The organism is Pseudomonas sp. EMN2, from assembly GCF_009650555.1.
GTDB classification, from domain to species: Bacteria; Pseudomonadota; Gammaproteobacteria; order Pseudomonadales; family Pseudomonadaceae; genus Aquipseudomonas; species Aquipseudomonas sichuanensis.
In genome coordinates this window covers 1-16,286 of sequence record NZ_VZZR01000037.1, presented here as the reverse complement: position 1 = coordinate 16,286, position 16,286 = coordinate 1, and the positions used below count along the sequence as shown (strand labels likewise).

14 protein-coding genes, 1 tRNA gene and 1 pseudogene are annotated in these 16,286 nt (G+C 64.6%); 10 read left to right on the top strand and 6 right to left on the bottom strand.

Annotated elements, in window-relative coordinates:
- Window positions 1–95 precede the first annotated feature (95 nt).
- Together F6X61_RS12550 and F6X61_RS12545 are read left to right on the top strand one after the other, a co-directional pair.
- Window positions 96–314 (top strand): DUF1127 domain-containing protein, encoded by a 219-nt coding sequence (locus F6X61_RS12550; RefSeq protein WP_125463191.1) that lies wholly within the window; start codon window positions 96–98, stop codon window positions 312–314.
- A 99-nt stretch (window positions 315–413) separates the two neighbouring features.
- Window positions 414–1,634 carry a winged helix-turn-helix domain-containing protein gene (locus tag F6X61_RS12545; protein ID WP_153786882.1) on the top strand — a complete coding sequence of 407 codons (1,221 nt, stop codon included), beginning with the start codon at window positions 414–416 and terminating at the stop codon, window positions 1,632–1,634.
- On the opposite strand, the gene F6X61_RS12540 is transcribed toward F6X61_RS12545, so the two are convergent.
- On the bottom strand, window positions 1,615–2,961 hold the full coding sequence (locus tag F6X61_RS12540) for a class II 3-deoxy-7-phosphoheptulonate synthase (protein WP_153786881.1): 1,347 nt from the start codon (window positions 2,959–2,961) through the stop codon (window positions 1,615–1,617). The two genes, F6X61_RS12545 and F6X61_RS12540, sit on opposite strands and share 20 nt — an antisense overlap.
- Window positions 2,962–3,078: 117 nt before the next feature.
- Here F6X61_RS12540 and F6X61_RS12535 point away from each other — a divergent pair, with 117 nt between their 5' ends.
- Window positions 3,079–3,834 (top strand): spermidine synthase, encoded by a 756-nt coding sequence (locus tag F6X61_RS12535; protein ID WP_153786880.1) that lies wholly within the window; start codon window positions 3,079–3,081, stop codon window positions 3,832–3,834.
- A 388-nt stretch (window positions 3,835–4,222) separates the two neighbouring features.
- Window positions 4,223–5,942, top strand: a pseudogene (locus F6X61_RS12530) (DEAD/DEAH box helicase).
- Between the two features lie 155 nt (window positions 5,943–6,097).
- Here F6X61_RS12530 and F6X61_RS12525 read toward each other — a convergent pair.
- Window positions 6,098–6,850, bottom strand: a complete 753-nt coding sequence (locus F6X61_RS12525; RefSeq protein WP_153786878.1) for a class III extradiol ring-cleavage dioxygenase — start codon at window positions 6,848–6,850, stop codon at window positions 6,098–6,100.
- A gap of 101 nt (window positions 6,851–6,951) precedes the next feature.
- Here F6X61_RS12525 and F6X61_RS12520 point away from each other — a divergent pair, with 101 nt between their 5' ends.
- A complete protein-coding gene (locus F6X61_RS12520; RefSeq protein WP_153786877.1) occupies window positions 6,952–7,599 on the top strand; it encodes a thiopurine S-methyltransferase in 648 nt (215 codons plus the stop codon).
- 139 nt (window positions 7,600–7,738) lie between these two features.
- Here F6X61_RS12520 and htpX read toward each other — a convergent pair whose 3' ends face one another.
- Together htpX and F6X61_RS12510 are read right to left on the bottom strand one after the other, a co-directional pair.
- Window positions 7,739–8,626, bottom strand: a complete 888-nt coding sequence (gene htpX / locus F6X61_RS12515; protein WP_125463197.1) for a protease HtpX — start codon at window positions 8,624–8,626, stop codon at window positions 7,739–7,741.
- Window positions 8,627–8,849: 223 nt separating this feature from the next.
- The gene (locus F6X61_RS12510) at window positions 8,850–10,061 is read right to left on the bottom strand and encodes a pyridoxal phosphate-dependent aminotransferase (protein ID WP_153786876.1); all 1,212 of its coding nucleotides are present in this window, start codon (window positions 10,059–10,061) and stop codon (window positions 8,850–8,852) included.
- 165 nt (window positions 10,062–10,226) lie between these two features.
- Here F6X61_RS12510 and msrB point away from each other — a divergent pair, with 165 nt between their 5' ends.
- Together msrB and F6X61_RS12500 are read left to right on the top strand one after the other, a co-directional pair.
- On the top strand, window positions 10,227–10,622 hold the full coding sequence (gene msrB, locus F6X61_RS12505; RefSeq protein ID WP_110996440.1) for a peptide-methionine (R)-S-oxide reductase MsrB: 396 nt from the start codon (window positions 10,227–10,229) through the stop codon (window positions 10,620–10,622).
- Window positions 10,623–10,634: 12 nt separating this feature from the next.
- Window positions 10,635–11,123 (top strand): glutathione peroxidase, encoded by a 489-nt coding sequence (locus F6X61_RS12500; protein WP_153786875.1) that lies wholly within the window; start codon window positions 10,635–10,637, stop codon window positions 11,121–11,123.
- Here the strand turns inward: F6X61_RS12500 and F6X61_RS12495 are convergent.
- Window positions 11,113–13,464, bottom strand: coding sequence for a response regulator (locus F6X61_RS12495; RefSeq protein WP_153786874.1), 2,352 nt, complete (start codon window positions 13,462–13,464; stop codon window positions 11,113–11,115). The genes F6X61_RS12500 and F6X61_RS12495 overlap by 11 nt on opposite strands.
- Window positions 13,465–13,635: 171 nt before the next feature.
- Here F6X61_RS12495 and F6X61_RS12490 point away from each other — a divergent pair, with 171 nt between their 5' ends.
- Together F6X61_RS12490 and F6X61_RS12485 are read left to right on the top strand one after the other, a co-directional pair.
- Complete coding sequence (locus F6X61_RS12490; RefSeq protein WP_153786873.1) at window positions 13,636–14,523, top strand: ATP-binding protein; 888 nt, start codon at window positions 13,636–13,638, stop codon at window positions 14,521–14,523.
- Window positions 14,524–15,006: a GAF domain-containing protein gene (locus tag F6X61_RS12485; protein WP_153786872.1), complete on the top strand. Its 483-nt coding sequence runs from the start codon at window positions 14,524–14,526 to the stop codon at window positions 15,004–15,006. It abuts the gene before it with no gap.
- Between the two features lie 62 nt (window positions 15,007–15,068).
- Here F6X61_RS12485 and F6X61_RS12480 read toward each other — a convergent pair whose 3' ends face one another.
- A complete protein-coding gene (locus F6X61_RS12480; protein ID WP_153786871.1) occupies window positions 15,069–15,836 on the bottom strand; it encodes a hypothetical protein in 768 nt (255 codons plus the stop codon).
- A gap of 372 nt (window positions 15,837–16,208) precedes the next feature.
- Between F6X61_RS12480 and F6X61_RS12475 the strand changes: the two genes are divergently transcribed.
- A tRNA-Glu gene (locus tag F6X61_RS12475) sits at window positions 16,209–16,284 on the top strand.
- Window positions 16,285–16,286 lie beyond the last annotated feature (2 nt).

Sequence of the window (16,286 nt, the reverse complement as noted above, 5' to 3'; positions counted from 1 at the left end):
GCATCAATCTCCGAGATGCATGGCATCAGAAACATTCGTTGGATTGATCTTAGGCCTGGGCAGAGACTGAAGCCATCCACAAGGAGGGCGTCAAGATGAAAGGTCATTTCAATGTTGCTCACCAGCCGGTATCGGCCCTGAACCATTTGCTGCACGATGCCGGCGGGCTGTTCCTGCGCTGGTACGAGTTGCACCGCCAGCGCGATGAACTGGCGCGCCTGAGCGATGCGACGCTGCACGACCTGGGGCTGTCGCGGGCGGATATCCAGCAGGAAGCCGACCGGCACTTCTGGGAAGACCCGTTGCGTAAGTAGAGGGCGGCCCCCATCGCGGGGCAAGCCCGCTCCCACGTGGGAGCGGGCTTGCCCCGCGATAGCGTCTTTACTGTCTGAACCTCAGACGGAGCCCACTTCATGTCCCTCAGCCTGTCCCTCGCCCAGGCCCGCCGCCTGGCGCTGTCCGCCCAAGGCTTCGGCAAGCCCCCCGATACCCCGGCCACCCCGGCCAGCCTCAATCGCACCTTCCAGCGCCTGGGTGTGGTGCAGATCGATTCGGTCAATGCCCTGGTCCGCTCCCACTACCTGCCATTGTTCTCGCGCCTGGGCGATTACCCGCAGGCGTCGCTCGACCAACTCGCCTGGGGCACGCGCCGCCAGCGCCGGCTGTTCGAGTATTGGGGCCATGAAGCCTCGCTGCTGCCGCTTGCGCTGTACCCGCTGATGCGCTGGCGCATGGCCCAGGCCCGTGAAGGCCAGGGCATCTACCGGCAGCTCGCGGCCTTTGGCCGTGAGCGTCCCGAGGTGATCGAGCGCGTTCTGGCGGCGGTGGCCGAGCGCGGCGCATTGGGCGCTGGCAGCCTGTCGACCCGCGAGGAGCGCGCCGGCCCCTGGTGGGACTGGAGCGAAGAGAAACACGCATTGGAATGGCTGTTCGCCGCAGGCGAGGTGACGGTGGCCGGGCGTCGCGGTTTCGAGCGCCTGTACGACCTGCCCGAACGGGTGCTGCCTTCGACCCTTCTCGACCAGCCGGTACCCAGCGCGGCCGAAGCCCATCAAGGGCTGATGTTGCATGCCGCCAACGCGCTCGGCGTGGCCACCGAGCAGGACCTGCGCGATTATTTTCGTCTGTCACCCCAGCACAGCAAGGCGGCCCTGGCCGAATTGCTGGCGGACGGGCGCTTGCAGGCCTGTTCGGTTCAGGGCTGGAAGCAACCCGCCTATCTGGCGGGCACGCCGCGCATCCCCCGGCGTATCCACACCAGCGCCTTGCTGTCGCCGTTCGATTCGCTGGTCTGGGAGCGCAGCCGCACCGAGCGGTTGTTCGACTTCCGCTATCGGCTGGAGATCTACACCCCGGCGCACAAGCGGGTGTACGGCTATTACGTGCTGCCTTTCCTGCACCGCGAGCGCATTGCCGCGCGCCTGGACCTGCGTGCCGAGCGTGGCCAGGGGCGGCTGGCGGTGCACGCGGTGCATGAAGAAGATCAAGGGCTGGACGAGGAGGGCTATCGGGCGCTGGCAGTAGAGTTGCGGCGCCTGGCCGGCTGGCTGGGGCTTGAGCAGGTACAGCTCAACTGCCCTCGCGTCGAGGGCAGCCGGCTGCGTCAGGCATTGCTCAGCGGCGCACCTGCTTGAGGGTTTCGGCGATCAGGAAGGCCAGCTCCAGCGACTGGTCGGCGTTCATGCGCGGGTCGCAATGGGTGTGGTAGCGATCGGACAGGGCGTCTTCGGTGATCGGCCGGGCGCCGCCGATGCATTCGGTGACGTTCTGCCCGGTCATCTCGATATGGATGCCGCCGGCATGGCTGCCCTCGGCCTGGTGCACCTGGAAGAACTGCTTGACCTCGTCGAGGATCTGCGCAAAGTCGCGGGTCTTGTAGCCGCTGCTGGCCTTGATGGTGTTGCCATGCATCGGGTCCGAGCTCCACAGCACCTTGCGCCCTTCGCGCTCGACGGTACGGATCAGCCCCGGCAGGTGCGCGCCGACCTTGCTGGCGCCCATGCGCACGATCAGGTTGAGGCGGCCCGGGTCGTTGTCCGGGTTGAGCACGTCGATCAGGCGGATCAGCTCTTCGGGGTCCATGCTCGGCCCCACCTTCACCCCGATCGGGTTGTGCACACCGCGCAGGAACTCGACATGGGCGCCGTCCAGCTGGCGGGTGCGGTCGCCGATCCACAGCATGTGCGCCGAGCAGTCGTAATAGTCGCCGGTCAGGCTGTCACGGCGCACGAAGGCTTCTTCATAGTTGAGCAGCAGCGCTTCGTGGGCCGTGAAGAAGCTGGTTTCGCGCAGCTGTGGCGCAGTATCCAGGCCGCAGGCACGCATGAACGCCAGGGTTTCATCGATGCGGTTGGCCAGCTGGTGGTACTTGTCGGCCAGCGCCGAGTTGGCGATGAAGTCCAGGTTCCACTTGTGCACCTGGTGCAGGTCGGCGAAGCCGCCCTGGGCGAAGGCGCGCAGCAGGTTGAGGCTGGCCGTGGCCTGGTGGTAGGCCTGCAACAGGCGCTCGGGGTCGGGCACGCGGCTGGCGGCGTCGAAGCCGATGCCGTTGACGATGTCGCCGCGGTAGGCGGGCAGGGTGACGTTGCCGATGGTTTCGTCGTTGGCCGAGCGCGGCTTGGCGAACTGGCCGGCCATGCGCCCGACCTTGACCACCGGGCAGCCGGCGGCGAAGGTCATGACGATGGCCATCTGCAGCAGCACCTTGAAGGTGTCGCGGATCTTCGCCGCCGAGAACTCGGCGAAGCTTTCGGCACAGTCGCCGCCCTGCAACAGGAACGCCCGGCCCTGAGTGACCTCGGCGAACTGCCGGCGCAGCTCACGGGCCTCGCCGGCGAACACCAGCGGCGGGTAGCTGGCCAGCGTTTGCTCCACCTTCAGCAGGTGGGCGGCGTCCGGGTAGACGGGTTGCTGCTGGATCGGCAGGGCGCGCCAGCTGTCAGGGCTCCAGGGTTGGGTCATCACGGGCTCTATCTATAAGTGTCGGTTCAGGCGTAGCTGCCATGGTACAGCCGCCGACGTGCTTGTTGCACCACCGGCATTGGCGGACAATGCGCGTTTTGCGCAGGCGGTGGTGGGATGGCGACGGAGCGGGAAGAGCGGCTGCTGGCACGGGTGGAGGACGCCTTTGGCGTCATCAGCGTGTATGAGGTGGAAGACTACCGCTTCCTCGAATTCGGCGATGCCATCGAGCAGAGCTGCACCTTCACCGCCGACCCCAGCTGGCTGGAGTACGACTACACCCGCGCCATGCTGGTCGGCGCGCTGTGCCATGCACAGCCCGAGAGTGCGCTGTTCCTCGGTCTGGGCGCCGGCACCCTGACCCAAGCCTGTCTCAAATACCTGCCGCTGGACGATGTCGAGGCCATCGAACTGCGCCCCGACGTGCCGCGCCTGGCCATGGAGTTCATGGGCCTGGACGATGACCCGCGGTTGTACGTACGGGTGGGGGATGCCATCGAACTGCTGCCGACGGCGGAAAAGGCCGACCTGGTCTTCGTCGACCTCTACACCGACCATGGCCCCGGTGTCGGCCACCTGGCCTGGACGTTCCTGGAAAACTGCCAGAAGCAGCTCAACCCAGGTGGCTGGCTGGTGATCAACCAGTGGGCCAGCGATGACGGCCGGCCGCTGGGTGCCGCCTTGCTGCGCGGGCTGTACCACCGGCATTACTGGGAACTGCCGGTGAAGGAGGGCAACGTGATCCTGCTGGTGCCCGCCGATCTGGATCAGCAGCTGGACATCGATGGCCTGCGCGCCCGGGCCGAGGCGCTGGCGCCTCGGTTGGGCTACTCGCTGGATTACCTGATCAAGGCGGTAAGGCCGGCAACCTGAAAGCATCGCGGGGCAAGCCCGCTCCCACGCGTTCATCGGGTTTGGACTGCCCCTTGGGATATTTAAGGGAAGGGTTCGTGGGAGCGGGCTTGCCCCGCGATGGCCCGTGTGAAGGAAACGTTTCAGCCCGGGCGAGGCAATGGCCAGATACTGGCCTTTTCCGCTGAAATATTTCTCACGGTTCCAGGCAATTTCGTATATAGTACGCGCCGGTCTTTTAGCGGGCCGCAAATCAGGTGGTGCAAATCCTCCGAACCCAGCTTCGGCTGCGCGTCCGCTAGTCGGACTTTCCCAAGACGTTCCCATTTTCAATCGTTTTCGCAAATCCCCGCCGCCAAAGCTGCCTGGGTGACCGTTTGGTCTTTCAAGGCATGTGCAGCTTTGGAGCATGGGTCTTTGCGGATGCACCTAGAGGCAGACCCATGACCCAGGAAACCGGCGGATTCGCCGCTCTCGATCTCAATCCCAATATTGTTGCTGCCGTCGTGGCCACCGGCTACGAAGAGCCGTCGGCCATTCAGCAACAGTCGATCCCGATCATCCTCGCCGGTCACGACATGATCGGCCAGGCGCAGACTGGCACCGGCAAGACCGCTGCCTTCGCCCTGCCGATCCTCAACAAGATCGACGTGAGCAAGCGCGAACCGCAAGCCCTGATCCTGGCGCCAACCCGTGAGTTGGCGCTGCAAGTTGCTACCGCTTTCGAAACCTACGCCAAGCAGATGCCGGGCGTTAACGTGGTGGCCGTCTACGGTGGTGCCCCGATGGGCCCACAACTGCGTGCCATCCGTAACGGCGCGCAAATCGTCGTCGCTACCCCTGGCCGTCTGTGCGACCACCTGCGTCGCGACGAGAAAGTCCTGTCCACCGTGCAGTACCTGGTACTGGACGAAGCGGACGAGATGCTCAAGCTCGGCTTCATGGACGACCTCGAAGTGATCTTCGACGCCATCCCGGCCTCGCGCCAGACCGTGCTGTTCTCCGCCACCCTGCCGTCTTCGATCCGTTCGATCGCCGAGCGCCATCTGCGCGAGCCGAAGCACGTCAAGATCCAGAGCAAGACCCAGACTGTCACCGCGATCGACCAGGCCCACCTGATGGTCCATGCCGACCAGAAGATCCCGGCTGTTCTGCGCCTGCTGGAAGTGGAAGAGTTCGACGCGCTGATCGCCTTCGTGCGTACCAAGCAAGCCACCCTGGACCTGGCCGCCGCGCTGGAAGCCAAGGGCTACAAGGCTGCCGCGCTGAACGGTGACATCGCCCAGAACCAGCGTGAGCGCGTGATCGACTCGCTCAAGGATGGCCGCCTGGACATCGTCGTCGCCACCGACGTCGCTGCCCGTGGCCTGGACGTACCGCGCATCACTCACGTGTTCAACGTTGACATGCCGTACGACCCGGAGTCCTACGTGCACCGTATCGGCCGTACTGGCCGTGCCGGTCGCGAAGGCCGTGCGCTGCTGCTGGTTACCCCGCGTGAGCGCCGCATGCTGCAGGTTATCGAGCGTGTTACCGGCCAGAAAGTCGCCGAAGCCCGCCTGCCTAACCCGCAAGCCGTGCTGGATGCGCGCATCAAGAAGCTGACCAAGAGCCTGGCGCCGCTGGTGGCCGAGTCCGAGGCCAGCCACGGCGAGTTGTTCGACCGCCTGACCGCCGACCTGGGTTGCAGCGCGCGTGCACTGGCTTCGGCCCTGCTGCGCAAGGCCACCAATGGCCAAGCCCTGGACCTGGCTTCGGTGGAGCGCGAGCAGCCGCTGGTGCCGACCCACACCCCGCGCGAGCGCAGCACCGGTGAGCGTGGCGAACGTGGTGAGCGCAGCGAGCGCAGTGGTGACCGCGAGCGTCGTGCGCCGATGCCGCTGGCCGAAGGCCGCGTGCGTTGCCGTACTGCCCTGGGTGCCCGTGACGGTATCGCCGCCAAGAACCTGCTGGGCGCGATCCTCAACGAAGGTGGCCTGGCGCGTGACGCCATCGGCCGCATCCAGGTACGCGACAGCTTCAGCCTGGTCGAGCTGCCGGAAGATGGCCTGGAGCGTCTGCTGACCAAGCTCAAGGACACCCGCGTAGCCGGTAAGCAGCTGAAGCTGCGCCGCTACCGCGAGGATTGATCCTGGCGCTGCACTGAAAAAATCCCCGGCCTTGGTCGGGGATTTTTTTTGCCTGCACCGACCTCTTCGCGGGTAAACCCGCTCCCACAGGTATTGCGCCGGATTTGAACTTGGCGCAATACCTGTGGGAGCGGGTTTACCCGCGAAGAGGCCCTTCAGTCGAACCGATAGATATCCATCCCCAGCGCCCCCAGGGTGAAGCCCTGGTGCACGATGCCGAACCGTTCACCCGACCCCATGGCGAAGTACAGCGGCAACAGGTGCTCGTCACTGGGGTGATTGCGCACTGCAAATGGCGCCTGCCGACGATAGTCCACCAGCGCATCCTGGTCCCCTGCCTCCAGCCGTTCCACCACCCAATCACGAAACGCCAGGGCCCAGGGCTCGACCGCATCCGGTCCGGCATGCCAGTCGAGCTCGCCGAGGTTGTGGGTGATGCTGCCCGAGCCGACCAGCAGGATGCCTTCCCCGCGCAGTGCCGACAGTGCCTGGCCGACCTTCAGTTGCAGGGCGGGGCCGGCCTGGCTCGGCAGCGACACCTGGATCACCGGGATGTCTGCCGCCGGGTACATCAGCGACAGCGGCACCCAGGTGCCATGGTCGAAGGGGCGTTTGTCGTCCTGTTTGGCGCCCAGCAGGTCGGCAACCCGGCTGGCCAGGGCTGGCTCGCCCGGTGCCGGATACTGCACGGCATACAGGGCCGGCGGGAAGCCGTGAAAGTCATGCCAGGTCTGTGGCTGGGGGTTGCCCGTCACCAGCAGCTCGCGGCTCTCCCAGTGCGCCGATACCACCACAATTGCCTTCGGGCGGGGCAGGGCGCGGGCCAGTGTGGCCAGGGCCGGGCCGCTGGCGCCAGGTTGCAGGGCGAGCATGGGCGATCCGTGGGAGATGAACAGGCTGGGCAGCATGGCGAGTTCCTGGCAGGTAAGATGCTGTCATCTTCGGTCAGGAAACGATCGAGATCCAATATAAGTTTTTACGGCTAAATATCGAAAAACCGGGAGGAATCATGGAGCCAGCGTTCTGGCACAAGCGGTGGGCGGACAACCAGATCGGCTTTCACCAGCCCCAGGTGAACCCTTACCTGCAAGCGCACTGGCCGGCGCTGGGCCTTGCCGTCGGGGCCCAGGTGCTGGTGCCCTTGTGTGGCAAGAGCCTGGACCTGCTGTGGCTGGCTGCGCAGGGGTATCGAGTGCTTGGCGTCGAGCTGTCGCGGCGGGCGGTGGAAGACTTCTTTGCCGAGCATGGGCTGGAGGCCGAGGTTTCGCAGCGGGGCGCTTTCGAGGTGTGGCGCTGTGGCGAGATCGAGCTGTGGTGCGGGGATATCTTCGCGTTGAATGCCGAGGACGTGGCCGGCTGCACCGGGCTGTACGACCGGGCGGCGCTGATTGCCCTGCCGCCCCGGATGCGCGAGCGCTACATGGCGTTGCTGGATGATTTGCTACCCACGGCCAAGGGCTTGCTGGTGACGCTGGACTACGACCAGTCGTTGCTCGACGGGCCGCCGTTTTCTGTGGGGGATGGCGAGGTGCGTCAGGGGTTTGCGGCTTGGCAGGTCAACGAGGTCGAGGGACGGGAGATTCTGGACGAGAGCCCTAAGTTTATGAAGGCAGGTGTCGGAAGCTTGCTGGAGCGAGCATACAGCGTTCGGCGCTGAAGCCATCGCGGGGCAAGCCCGCTCCCACGATTCCCTAGCGCCACATCGCTCAGCGTGGGAGCGGGCTTGCCCCGCGATGAGGCCGGTATCGGCAATGAAAAAGGGCGACCGAAGTCGCCCTTTTCGCTCAAGCCCTGAATCAGCCGCGGCGACGCAGTGCGTCGATGCGGTCTTCCAGTGGCGGGTGGCTCATCAGCAGGCCGGCCAGGCCGTGCTTGAGGCCACCGTTGATGCCGAAGGCCTTCATGGTATCGGGCATGTGCACTGGCAGGCCCTGTTCGCTGCGCAGGCGCTGCAAGGCACCGATCATCGCGCCGGTACCGGCCAGGTGGGCGCCGGCTTCGTCGGCGCGGAACTCGCGGCGGCGCGAATACCACATGACGATGATGCTGGCGAGGATGCCCAGCACCAGCTCGGCGACGATGGTCGCCACGAAGTAGGCGATACCGTGGCCTTCTTCGTTCTTGAAGATCACCCGGTCGACGAAGTTGCCGATGATGCGGGCGAAGAACATCACGAAGGTGTTCACCACGCCTTGCACCAGCGCCATGGTAACCATGTCGCCATTGGCTACGTGGCCGATTTCGTGGGCCAGTACCGCGCGCACCTCATCGGGCGAGAAGCGCTCGAGCAGGCCTTGGGAAACGGCGACGAGCGCGTCGTTGCGGTTCCAGCCGGTGGCGAAGGCGTTGGCCTCGTAGGCCGGGAAGATACCCACTTCGGGCATCTTGATGCCGGCTTCGCGGGACAGCTCCTCGACGGTCTGCAGCAGCCACTGTTCGTGGCGGGTGCGCGGCTGGCTGATGATCTGGGTGCCGGTGCTCATCTTCGCCATCCACTTGGAGATGAACAGCGAGACCAGCGAACCTGCGAAACCGAACACGGCGCAGAAGACCAGCAACTGGCCCAGGTTGAGGTCAACCCCGTTGGCGGCCATGAACCCGTTGAAGCCGAACAGGCTCAGGGTAATGCTTGCAACCAGCACCACCGCGAGGTTGGTGGCTACAAACAACAGAATGCGCATCATGGTTGTCACGTTCTCCTGACGGATAAGATTGTTGCGTACTGCGGGGGTATATAAGGGGGAGGCCTGGCGGATTCAACCGGTCGACTATTTCAAACTGTGTACGCGGGGAGTATGGCAGAGGATGCCGCAGAGGCTGCGGGAGAGAGCGTTGCAGGATGTAAGAATGATCGCGGGGCAAGCCCGCTCCCACGATACGTGGGAGCGGGCTTGCCCCGCGATGGCATTACTGCGAATAGGTGCGCAGGAAGTTGCCGATGCGACCAATGGCCTGCTCCAGGTCATCCACCCGTGGCAGGGTGACGACGCGGAAGTGGTCCGGCCACGGCCAGTTGAACGCCGTGCCCTGGACGATCAGCAGCTTCTCCGAGAGCAGCAGGTCGAGGGCGAACTTCTCGTCGTTGAAGATCGGGCACACCTTGGGGTCGATGCGCGGGAACGCATACAGCGCGCCCATGGGCTTGACGCAGCTCACGCCGGGGATCTCGTTGAGCAGTTCATAGGTGCGGTTGCGCTGCTCCAGCAGGCGGCCAGGCGGCAGTACCAGGTCGTTGATGCTCTGGTAGCCGCCCAGGGCGGTCTGGATGGCGTGCTGGGCCGGCACGTTGGCGCACAGGCGCATGTTGGCCAGCATGTCGATGCCTTCGATATAGCTCTGGGCATGTTGCTTGGGGCCCGAGATGATCAGCCAGCCGGAACGGAAGCCTGCCACGCGGTACGACTTGGACAGGCCGTTGAAGGTCAAGCACAGAAGGTCCGGGGCCAGCGACGCGGTGCTGATGTGCACGGCCTCGTCGTAGAGGATCTTGTCGTAGATCTCGTCGGAGAACACCACCAGGTTGTGCTGGCGCGCCAGCTCCAGCATGCCCAGCAGCAGCTCCTTGGAGTACACGGCGCCGGTGGGGTTGTTCGGGTTGATGATCACCAGGGCCTTGGTGTTCGGGGTGATCTTGGCCTTGATGTCTTCAAGGTCGGGGAACCAGTCGGCCTGCTCGTCACACAGGTAATGCACCGGCTTGCCGCCGGCCAGGCTCACCGCGGCAGTCCACAGCGGGTAGTCGGGGGCCGGGATCAGCACTTCGTCGCCGTTGTTGAGCAGTGCCTGCATCGACATCACGATCAGCTCGGATACGCCGTTGCCGAGGTAGATGTCCTCGATGCCGACGCCTTCGATCTGCTTCTGCTGGCAGTACTGCATCACCGCCTTGCGCGCGCTGAACAGGCCTTTGGAGTCGCTGTAGCCCTGGGCGGTGGGCAAATTGCGGATCACGTCCTGGAGGATTTCGTCCGGCGCCTCGAAGCCAAACGGCGCCGGGTTGCCGATGTTCAGCTTGAGGATGCGGTGGCCTTCCTCTTCCAGGCGTTTGGCGTGCTTGAGCACCGGGCCGCGAATGTCGTAGCAGACATTGGCGAGCTTGTTCGATTTGCTGAACTGCATGATGGGATCCTGATTGGACAAGGCGCGGCGCGCCGCCGGTGAAAGGTTTGAAAAGGGCGAGGCGCATGCCAGACTGGCTGGCTTGGAAAGCCAACTAATATACGTTCCACCCGCGCCATAAATAAAGACGGTGCGAGGTGAAATTCAGCCTGCCGAGGTCCCTTCATGCAAAAGATCGACAAGACACTGGACGAGTGGCGCGCCATGCTCGACCCCGCCCAGTACCAGGTGTGCCGCCTCAAAGGCACCGAGCGGCCGTTCAGCGGCAAGTACAACAGCGAGCGGCGCGACGGCATCTACCACTGCATCTGCTGCGACCTGGCGCTGTTCGACGCCAAGGCCAAGTTCGACTCCGGCTGCGGCTGGCCGAGCTTTTACCAGCCAATCGAAGAGGCCGCGATGATCGAGATCCGCGACACCTCCCACGGCATGATCCGCACCGAAGTCACCTGTGCGCAATGCGACGCCCACTTGGGCCACGTGTTCCCCGACGGCCCGCCACCGACTGGCCTGCGTTACTGCATCAACTCGGTGTGCCTGGACCTCAAACCCCGCGACTGAAGGAGCAAACGCATGGCCGATGCATTGCTGGACATCCCCTGTGTCACCCTCGGTGGCGAGCAGAAAGTGCTGGGCGATTTCGCCGGCAAGGCGCTGCTGGTGGTCAACACTGCCAGCCAGTGCGGTTTCACCCCACAGTACAAGGGCCTGGAGCGCCTGTGGCAGGATTACCGCGAGCAGGGGCTGGTGGTGCTGGGCTTCCCCTGCAACCAGTTCGGCAAGCAGGAGCCGGGTGATGCCCGCGAGATCGCGCAGTTCTGCGAAGTCAATTTCGGCGTGAGCTTCCCGCTGTTTCGCAAGGTCGAGGTCAACGGCCCCGGCGCCCACCCGCTGTTCGCCGCGCTCAAGCAGCGTGCCCCGGGCATTTTGGGCTCGCAGAAGATCAAGTGGAACTTCACCAAGTTTCTGCTCGACCCGGCCACCGGCAAGGTCACTCGCTACGCGCCGACCACCAAGCCCCAGGCCCTGGAGGCCGACATCGAGCGTTTGCTCAAGCGTTGATCGGCACCCAGTGATCGATCAGCGCCAGTAACTCTTCGCGGCGGAACGGCTTGGCCAGGTAGTCGTTCATGCCGGCGGCGCGGCAGCGCTCGCGCTCCTCGGGCATGGCGTTGGCGGTCAGGGCGACGATGGGCAGTTCCGGCCAGCGTCCGCTCTGACGGATGCGCCGGCTGGCTTCGTAGCCGTCCATCACCGGCATGTTGCAGTCCATCAGCACCAGGTCGAAGGTTTCCTGCTCGAGGAACTCCAGGGCTTCGGCGCCCTGGGCGGCGACCTGCACCTGGCAGCCGAGCTTGGCCAGCATGCCTTTGGCCACCAGCTGGTTCACCGGGTTGTCCTCGACCAGCAGGATGCGCGCCCGACGCTCCTGTGCCATCGACACCTCATGGGACAGGGGTGCGTTGGCCTCGCCCTGCAGGGTGCGGCGCAGGGTGTGGTAGAGGGCGTTGCGTGCCAGGGGGCGGGCCAGTTGCTGCAGGGGGGCCAGTTGCGTGGCCTGCTCGCTGGGCAGGAAGCTGCCGTAGGCGGTCACCAGCAGGATGGGGGCCTGGATGCTTGGGCGCAGTGCCATTACAGGGTCCAGGTCATCGGTGATCAGCAGGTCGACCACCCCGGTGATTTCGCTGGCCGCCTCGATCCGCGCATAGTCCAGCCCCCAGCTAGGCAGCAGCCCCTGGAGCAGCTCGGCCAGGCCGCTGCCGGCATGGGTCAGGGCCACCACGCGCCCGGTCAGCGGCATCGGCGGGATCGCCTCGGTGTGGGCGGGCAGCGGCAGGTCGGCGCTGAAGCGGCTGCCAAAGCCGGTTTCGGACTGGATGTGCAGGCGGCCCTGCATGGCCTTGCACAGATTGTGGGTCAGGGTCAGGCCCAGGCCGGTGCCGCCGTACTGGCGGGTGATGCCCGCGCCAGCCTGGGTGAAGGGCTGGAAGATGCGCGCCTGGGCCTCCTCGGGGATGCCGATGCCGGTGTCGCTGACCTCCAGGCGCACGCCGCCGACGATGCTCGACAGGCGCAGGTCGACGCGCCCGAAGCGGGTGAACTTGAGCGCGTTGGACAGCAGGTTGCTGACGATCTGCCTGACCCGGGTGGGGTCGCCGAGCACGCTGCTGGGGAAGTTTGCGCTGATCAGGCAGGTCAGCTCGACGCTGGCCGCGGCGTTCTGCGACAGCAGGTTGGCGGTGTCTTCGAGCATTGCCCCAAGGTCGAAGGGGATGCGTTCGAGCTCAAGCTGGCCGGCGTCGAACTTGGACAGATCGAGTATGTCGTTGAGCAGTTCCACCAGCACCTTGCCCGAGTCGTGGGCGATCGACAGCTGCTGGCGTTGCTCGCCGGCCAGCGGGCTGTCCAGGGCCAGGGCGATCATGCCGAGCATGCCGTTGAGCGGTGTGCGGATCTCGTGGCTCATGTTGGCCAGGAAGGCCGCGCGCGCCTGGGCCATGCCCAGGGCACGCTGACGTGCTTCGTCGAGCTCCTGGTTGGACTGGCTCAGGCGGTTGTTGCTGGCCTTGAGCTCGTTGGTGCGGGCCGAGACGATGTCTTCCAGTTCGTTGAGGTATTGCGTCAGGCGGTTCTCGGCGTTGCGCCGCTGCTGGATCTCCGTGGCCATGCTGACGAACTGCTGGTTGGCGACCTTGACCAGCACGCCGATCTCGTCGTTTTCATGGCCCTTGGGGCAGTCCACCCGGGTTTGCCGCGGCGTGCGCGCATCGCCGCCGCTCAGGGCGCTGATCACCGTGACCAGCGGTTTGGTCAGCATCAGGTAGAACAGCGCCAGGAGGATGCCGGTGAGCACCAGACTGCGGGCGAAACCGTTGAGCAGGGTAACCCCGGCGCGGTCGAGGAAGCGCCCGCCGAAGGCAAAGGTGTCGACGTCCAGGTACAGGGTACCCAGGTACTCGCCGGGCATGTGGGCCAGGTACAGGCGGTCCTGGAACTGGCGCTGCTCGCCGAACAGGAAGTCCGACAGCGGTCGGTAGCGGCTTTCCAGCCTGGGGCGCTCGGTATCGGCCAGTACCGTGTCGTTGTTGTCGATCAGGCGGGCGCGTAGCAGCGCCGGGGATTTGAGCAGGCCGCCAGTGAGTTCCTGGGCCAGTTCGGTGTCGATGTTGTAGGCAATCCGTGAGGCGGTGTCGTGGCTGATCTTCAGCAGCGCCTGAATTTCACGGTTGATGGACGCGTCTTCGCTGGCATAATCGATGCCGATCTGGATGAGACTGAGCAATGTTCCCAGGATGAAGCCGACCAGGACTGTCAACCGGGCTTGCTTGTATGACAGGCGATTGGTGAACTTGATATCCATGGGTCCCAAGCCGGTGATGTGCTCCGTGCGCTGCGCAAGCATAGCCGATCAGCCCTGGCTGCTGGCGGGTCTGTCAAACATTCAGCCTTGACCGCCATCGCGGGGCAAGCCCGCTCCCACGTGCTCGAGAGCGCCTGCTCAATCACGGCGTGGGAGCGGGGTTGCCCCGCGATGGCGGTCCGACGCTCTCATTGCCTGCTTTCAGGAGCCATCATGGACGCCCGCCTTACCGCTTTTCTCGACCGCGCCGAATCCGTCCTCGCGCGCCTCGAACCCTTGCTGCCCGCCCCACGCCCGGACATCGACTGGTCGCAAACCCTCGCCGCCCGCTGGCAGCGCGATGGCCGCAGCGGCTACCTGATGCCGCTTGAGGTCAGCCTCGACATCCGCCTGTCCGACCTGATCGGCGTCGATCAGCAGCGCGACCAGTTGGGCCGCAACACCCACCAGTTCATCAACGGCATGCCGGCCAACCACGCCTTGCTGTGGGGCTCGCGCGGCACCGGCAAGTCGTCGCTGGTGCGTGCGCTTTTGGCCGAACACGCAGGCCATGGCCTGCGCCTGATCGAAATCGAGCGCGACCACCTGGCCGACCTGCCGCGGGTGGTGGAGCAACTGCAAAAGCTCGAACAGCGCTTCATCCTGTTCTGCGACGACCTCTCGTTCGAAGCCGGGGAGGGCGACTACCGGGTGCTCAAGAGCGTGCTCGACGGCTCGCTGGAGCAGGCCCCGGACAACGTGCTGCTGTACGCCACCTCCAACCGCCGCCACCTGGTGCCGGAAAAACAGAGCGACAACGAAAACTGGAAGATGGTCGACGGCGAGTTGCACCCCAACGAAGCGGTGGAAGACAAGATTGCCTTGTCCGACCGTTTCGGCCTCTGGCTGTCGTTCTACCCGTTCAGCCAGGAGCACTTCCTCAATGTGGTCGAACACTGGATCGGCCAGTTGGCGCGCCCGGCCGGGTTGTGCTGGGAACGTACCGAAGCACTGGATATTCTCGCCGTGCGCTGGGCCACCGGCCGCGGCAACCGTAATGGCCGTTGTGCCTATCAGTTCGCCCGCTACTGGGTCGGGCTGCAATTGCTGGAGCAGAAATAAATGATCGACCTCAACGCCAGTGGCCAGGGCCTCGACGGCTACGCCCTGCTGGCCGCGCAAGTGCAGGCGCTGTTCGCCGACGAGCGTGATTTCATCGCCAACGCCGCGCAGTTCTCGGCCTTCCTGTACAACCAGGTGGACGACCTGAACTGGGCCGGCTTTTACCTCAACCGCAACGAGCAGTTGGTGCTCGGGCCGTTCCAGGGCCAGGTAGCGTGCGTGCGCATCCCGTTCGGCAAGGGCGTGTGCGGCGCGGCGGCGGCCACCCGCCAGACCCAGCGGGTCGAGGATGTGCATGCCTTCCCCGGGCATATCGCCTGCGACAGTGCGTCGAACAGCGAGCTGGTGATCCCGTTGCTCAAGGACGGGCGATTGATCGGGGTGCTTGACCTGGACAGCCCTAAGCTTGGGCGTTTCAGCGAGGCCGACCAGGCCGGGCTGGAGCACCTGGCGGCGATCTTCCTGGAATTGACCGATTGCTGAAATGAACAAAGGGGCCTGCGAAGGCCCCTTTGTCTTTGTGCTGTCCCCCTTGCAGGGTTGGATCAGTCGTAGATGACCCGCTTCTTCCAGGTCTCGTCCTCGTCGGTCTTCAGGCCTTCGGTCAGTGCGTTCTGGTCGTCCGCTGCCGGCTCCATCTGGTCCAGTACCTGGGCGTTCGCCCGGTTCAGCAGCTTCTCCATATAGGTGAGCTGCTCTTCATACTGTTTAGGTTCGGGCTGCTTGCGCAGGTACTGCACGCCACGCTCGAAGGCCAGCCGCGCCTGGCCCGGCTGGTTCTGCTGCAGCGCCTGCTGGCCCAGGTTGTTGAAGAACTCGATATGCAGCAGCACCAGGATGTGGCGGATCTCCTTGACCCAGTACTTGCCCTCGTTGGTGGCCAGGAAGCCTTCCTGGGTGGCGCGCACGATCTGGTTGTGCAGCAGCTCCAGCAGGAAGCGCACGTCCTTGGCCTTGACTTCGGTGTGGATAGGCGAGGGCGGGTTGCCGACCGGGATCTTGTCGCCCTGGGCGATCAGGCCTTCAAGTTCGGCGATGCGCGCCTTGAGCTCGGCGCTGTGCTTGTCCAGGGCCAGCTGGCGCTGGTTGAGGTTGAGTTCCAGGCGGGTCAGAAGCAGCTTGAGCGCCGGGGTCATGAACTGGCCGGGGAAAGTTTCGGTGATTTCACCGCAGCGGCGCAGGCGGTCGGCCAGTTCCACCTTGAGCCGAGCACGTTCGAGCTTGTTGTTCTCGACCACGTTGTTGAGGTAGCCGATCACGATCAGCAATGCGATACCCGCAACGATAAGCAGGGTGATCAGAAGTGGTGTCACCGTAAACGCCTCATGAAGAAGTTTTGCATCTGTCGAGAGTGTAGTGAGTTCGCTGAAAAGCGAACAGTGCAGCCTGGCGGACAGCGTTGGTGCGTGCTGTTCGCGGTCGGCCACAGGTACTGCTTATATGTCGGCCGCAGTCTGGATTTCTCCAGATGCTGGCGCATTGCCATGAGCTTGCCGGGCTACCGTCAGAAAATCAACGCCAATCCCTGGGCGCACCTGTCAGCACCTTATAGGAAAGCGGGAAGTCATTGATTTAAATAAATTTCTACAAAGGGGTTGACGGCTTTCCATGGCATCCATAGAATGCGCGCCACTTGCAGCGTAAAGCACACAGCGGAACGCGGCAGGGAGTGAAGATGTAGCTGTGTCCCCTTCGTCTAGTGGCCTAGGACACCGCCCTTTCACGGCGGTAACAGGGGTTCGAGTCCCCTAGGGGACGCCAAT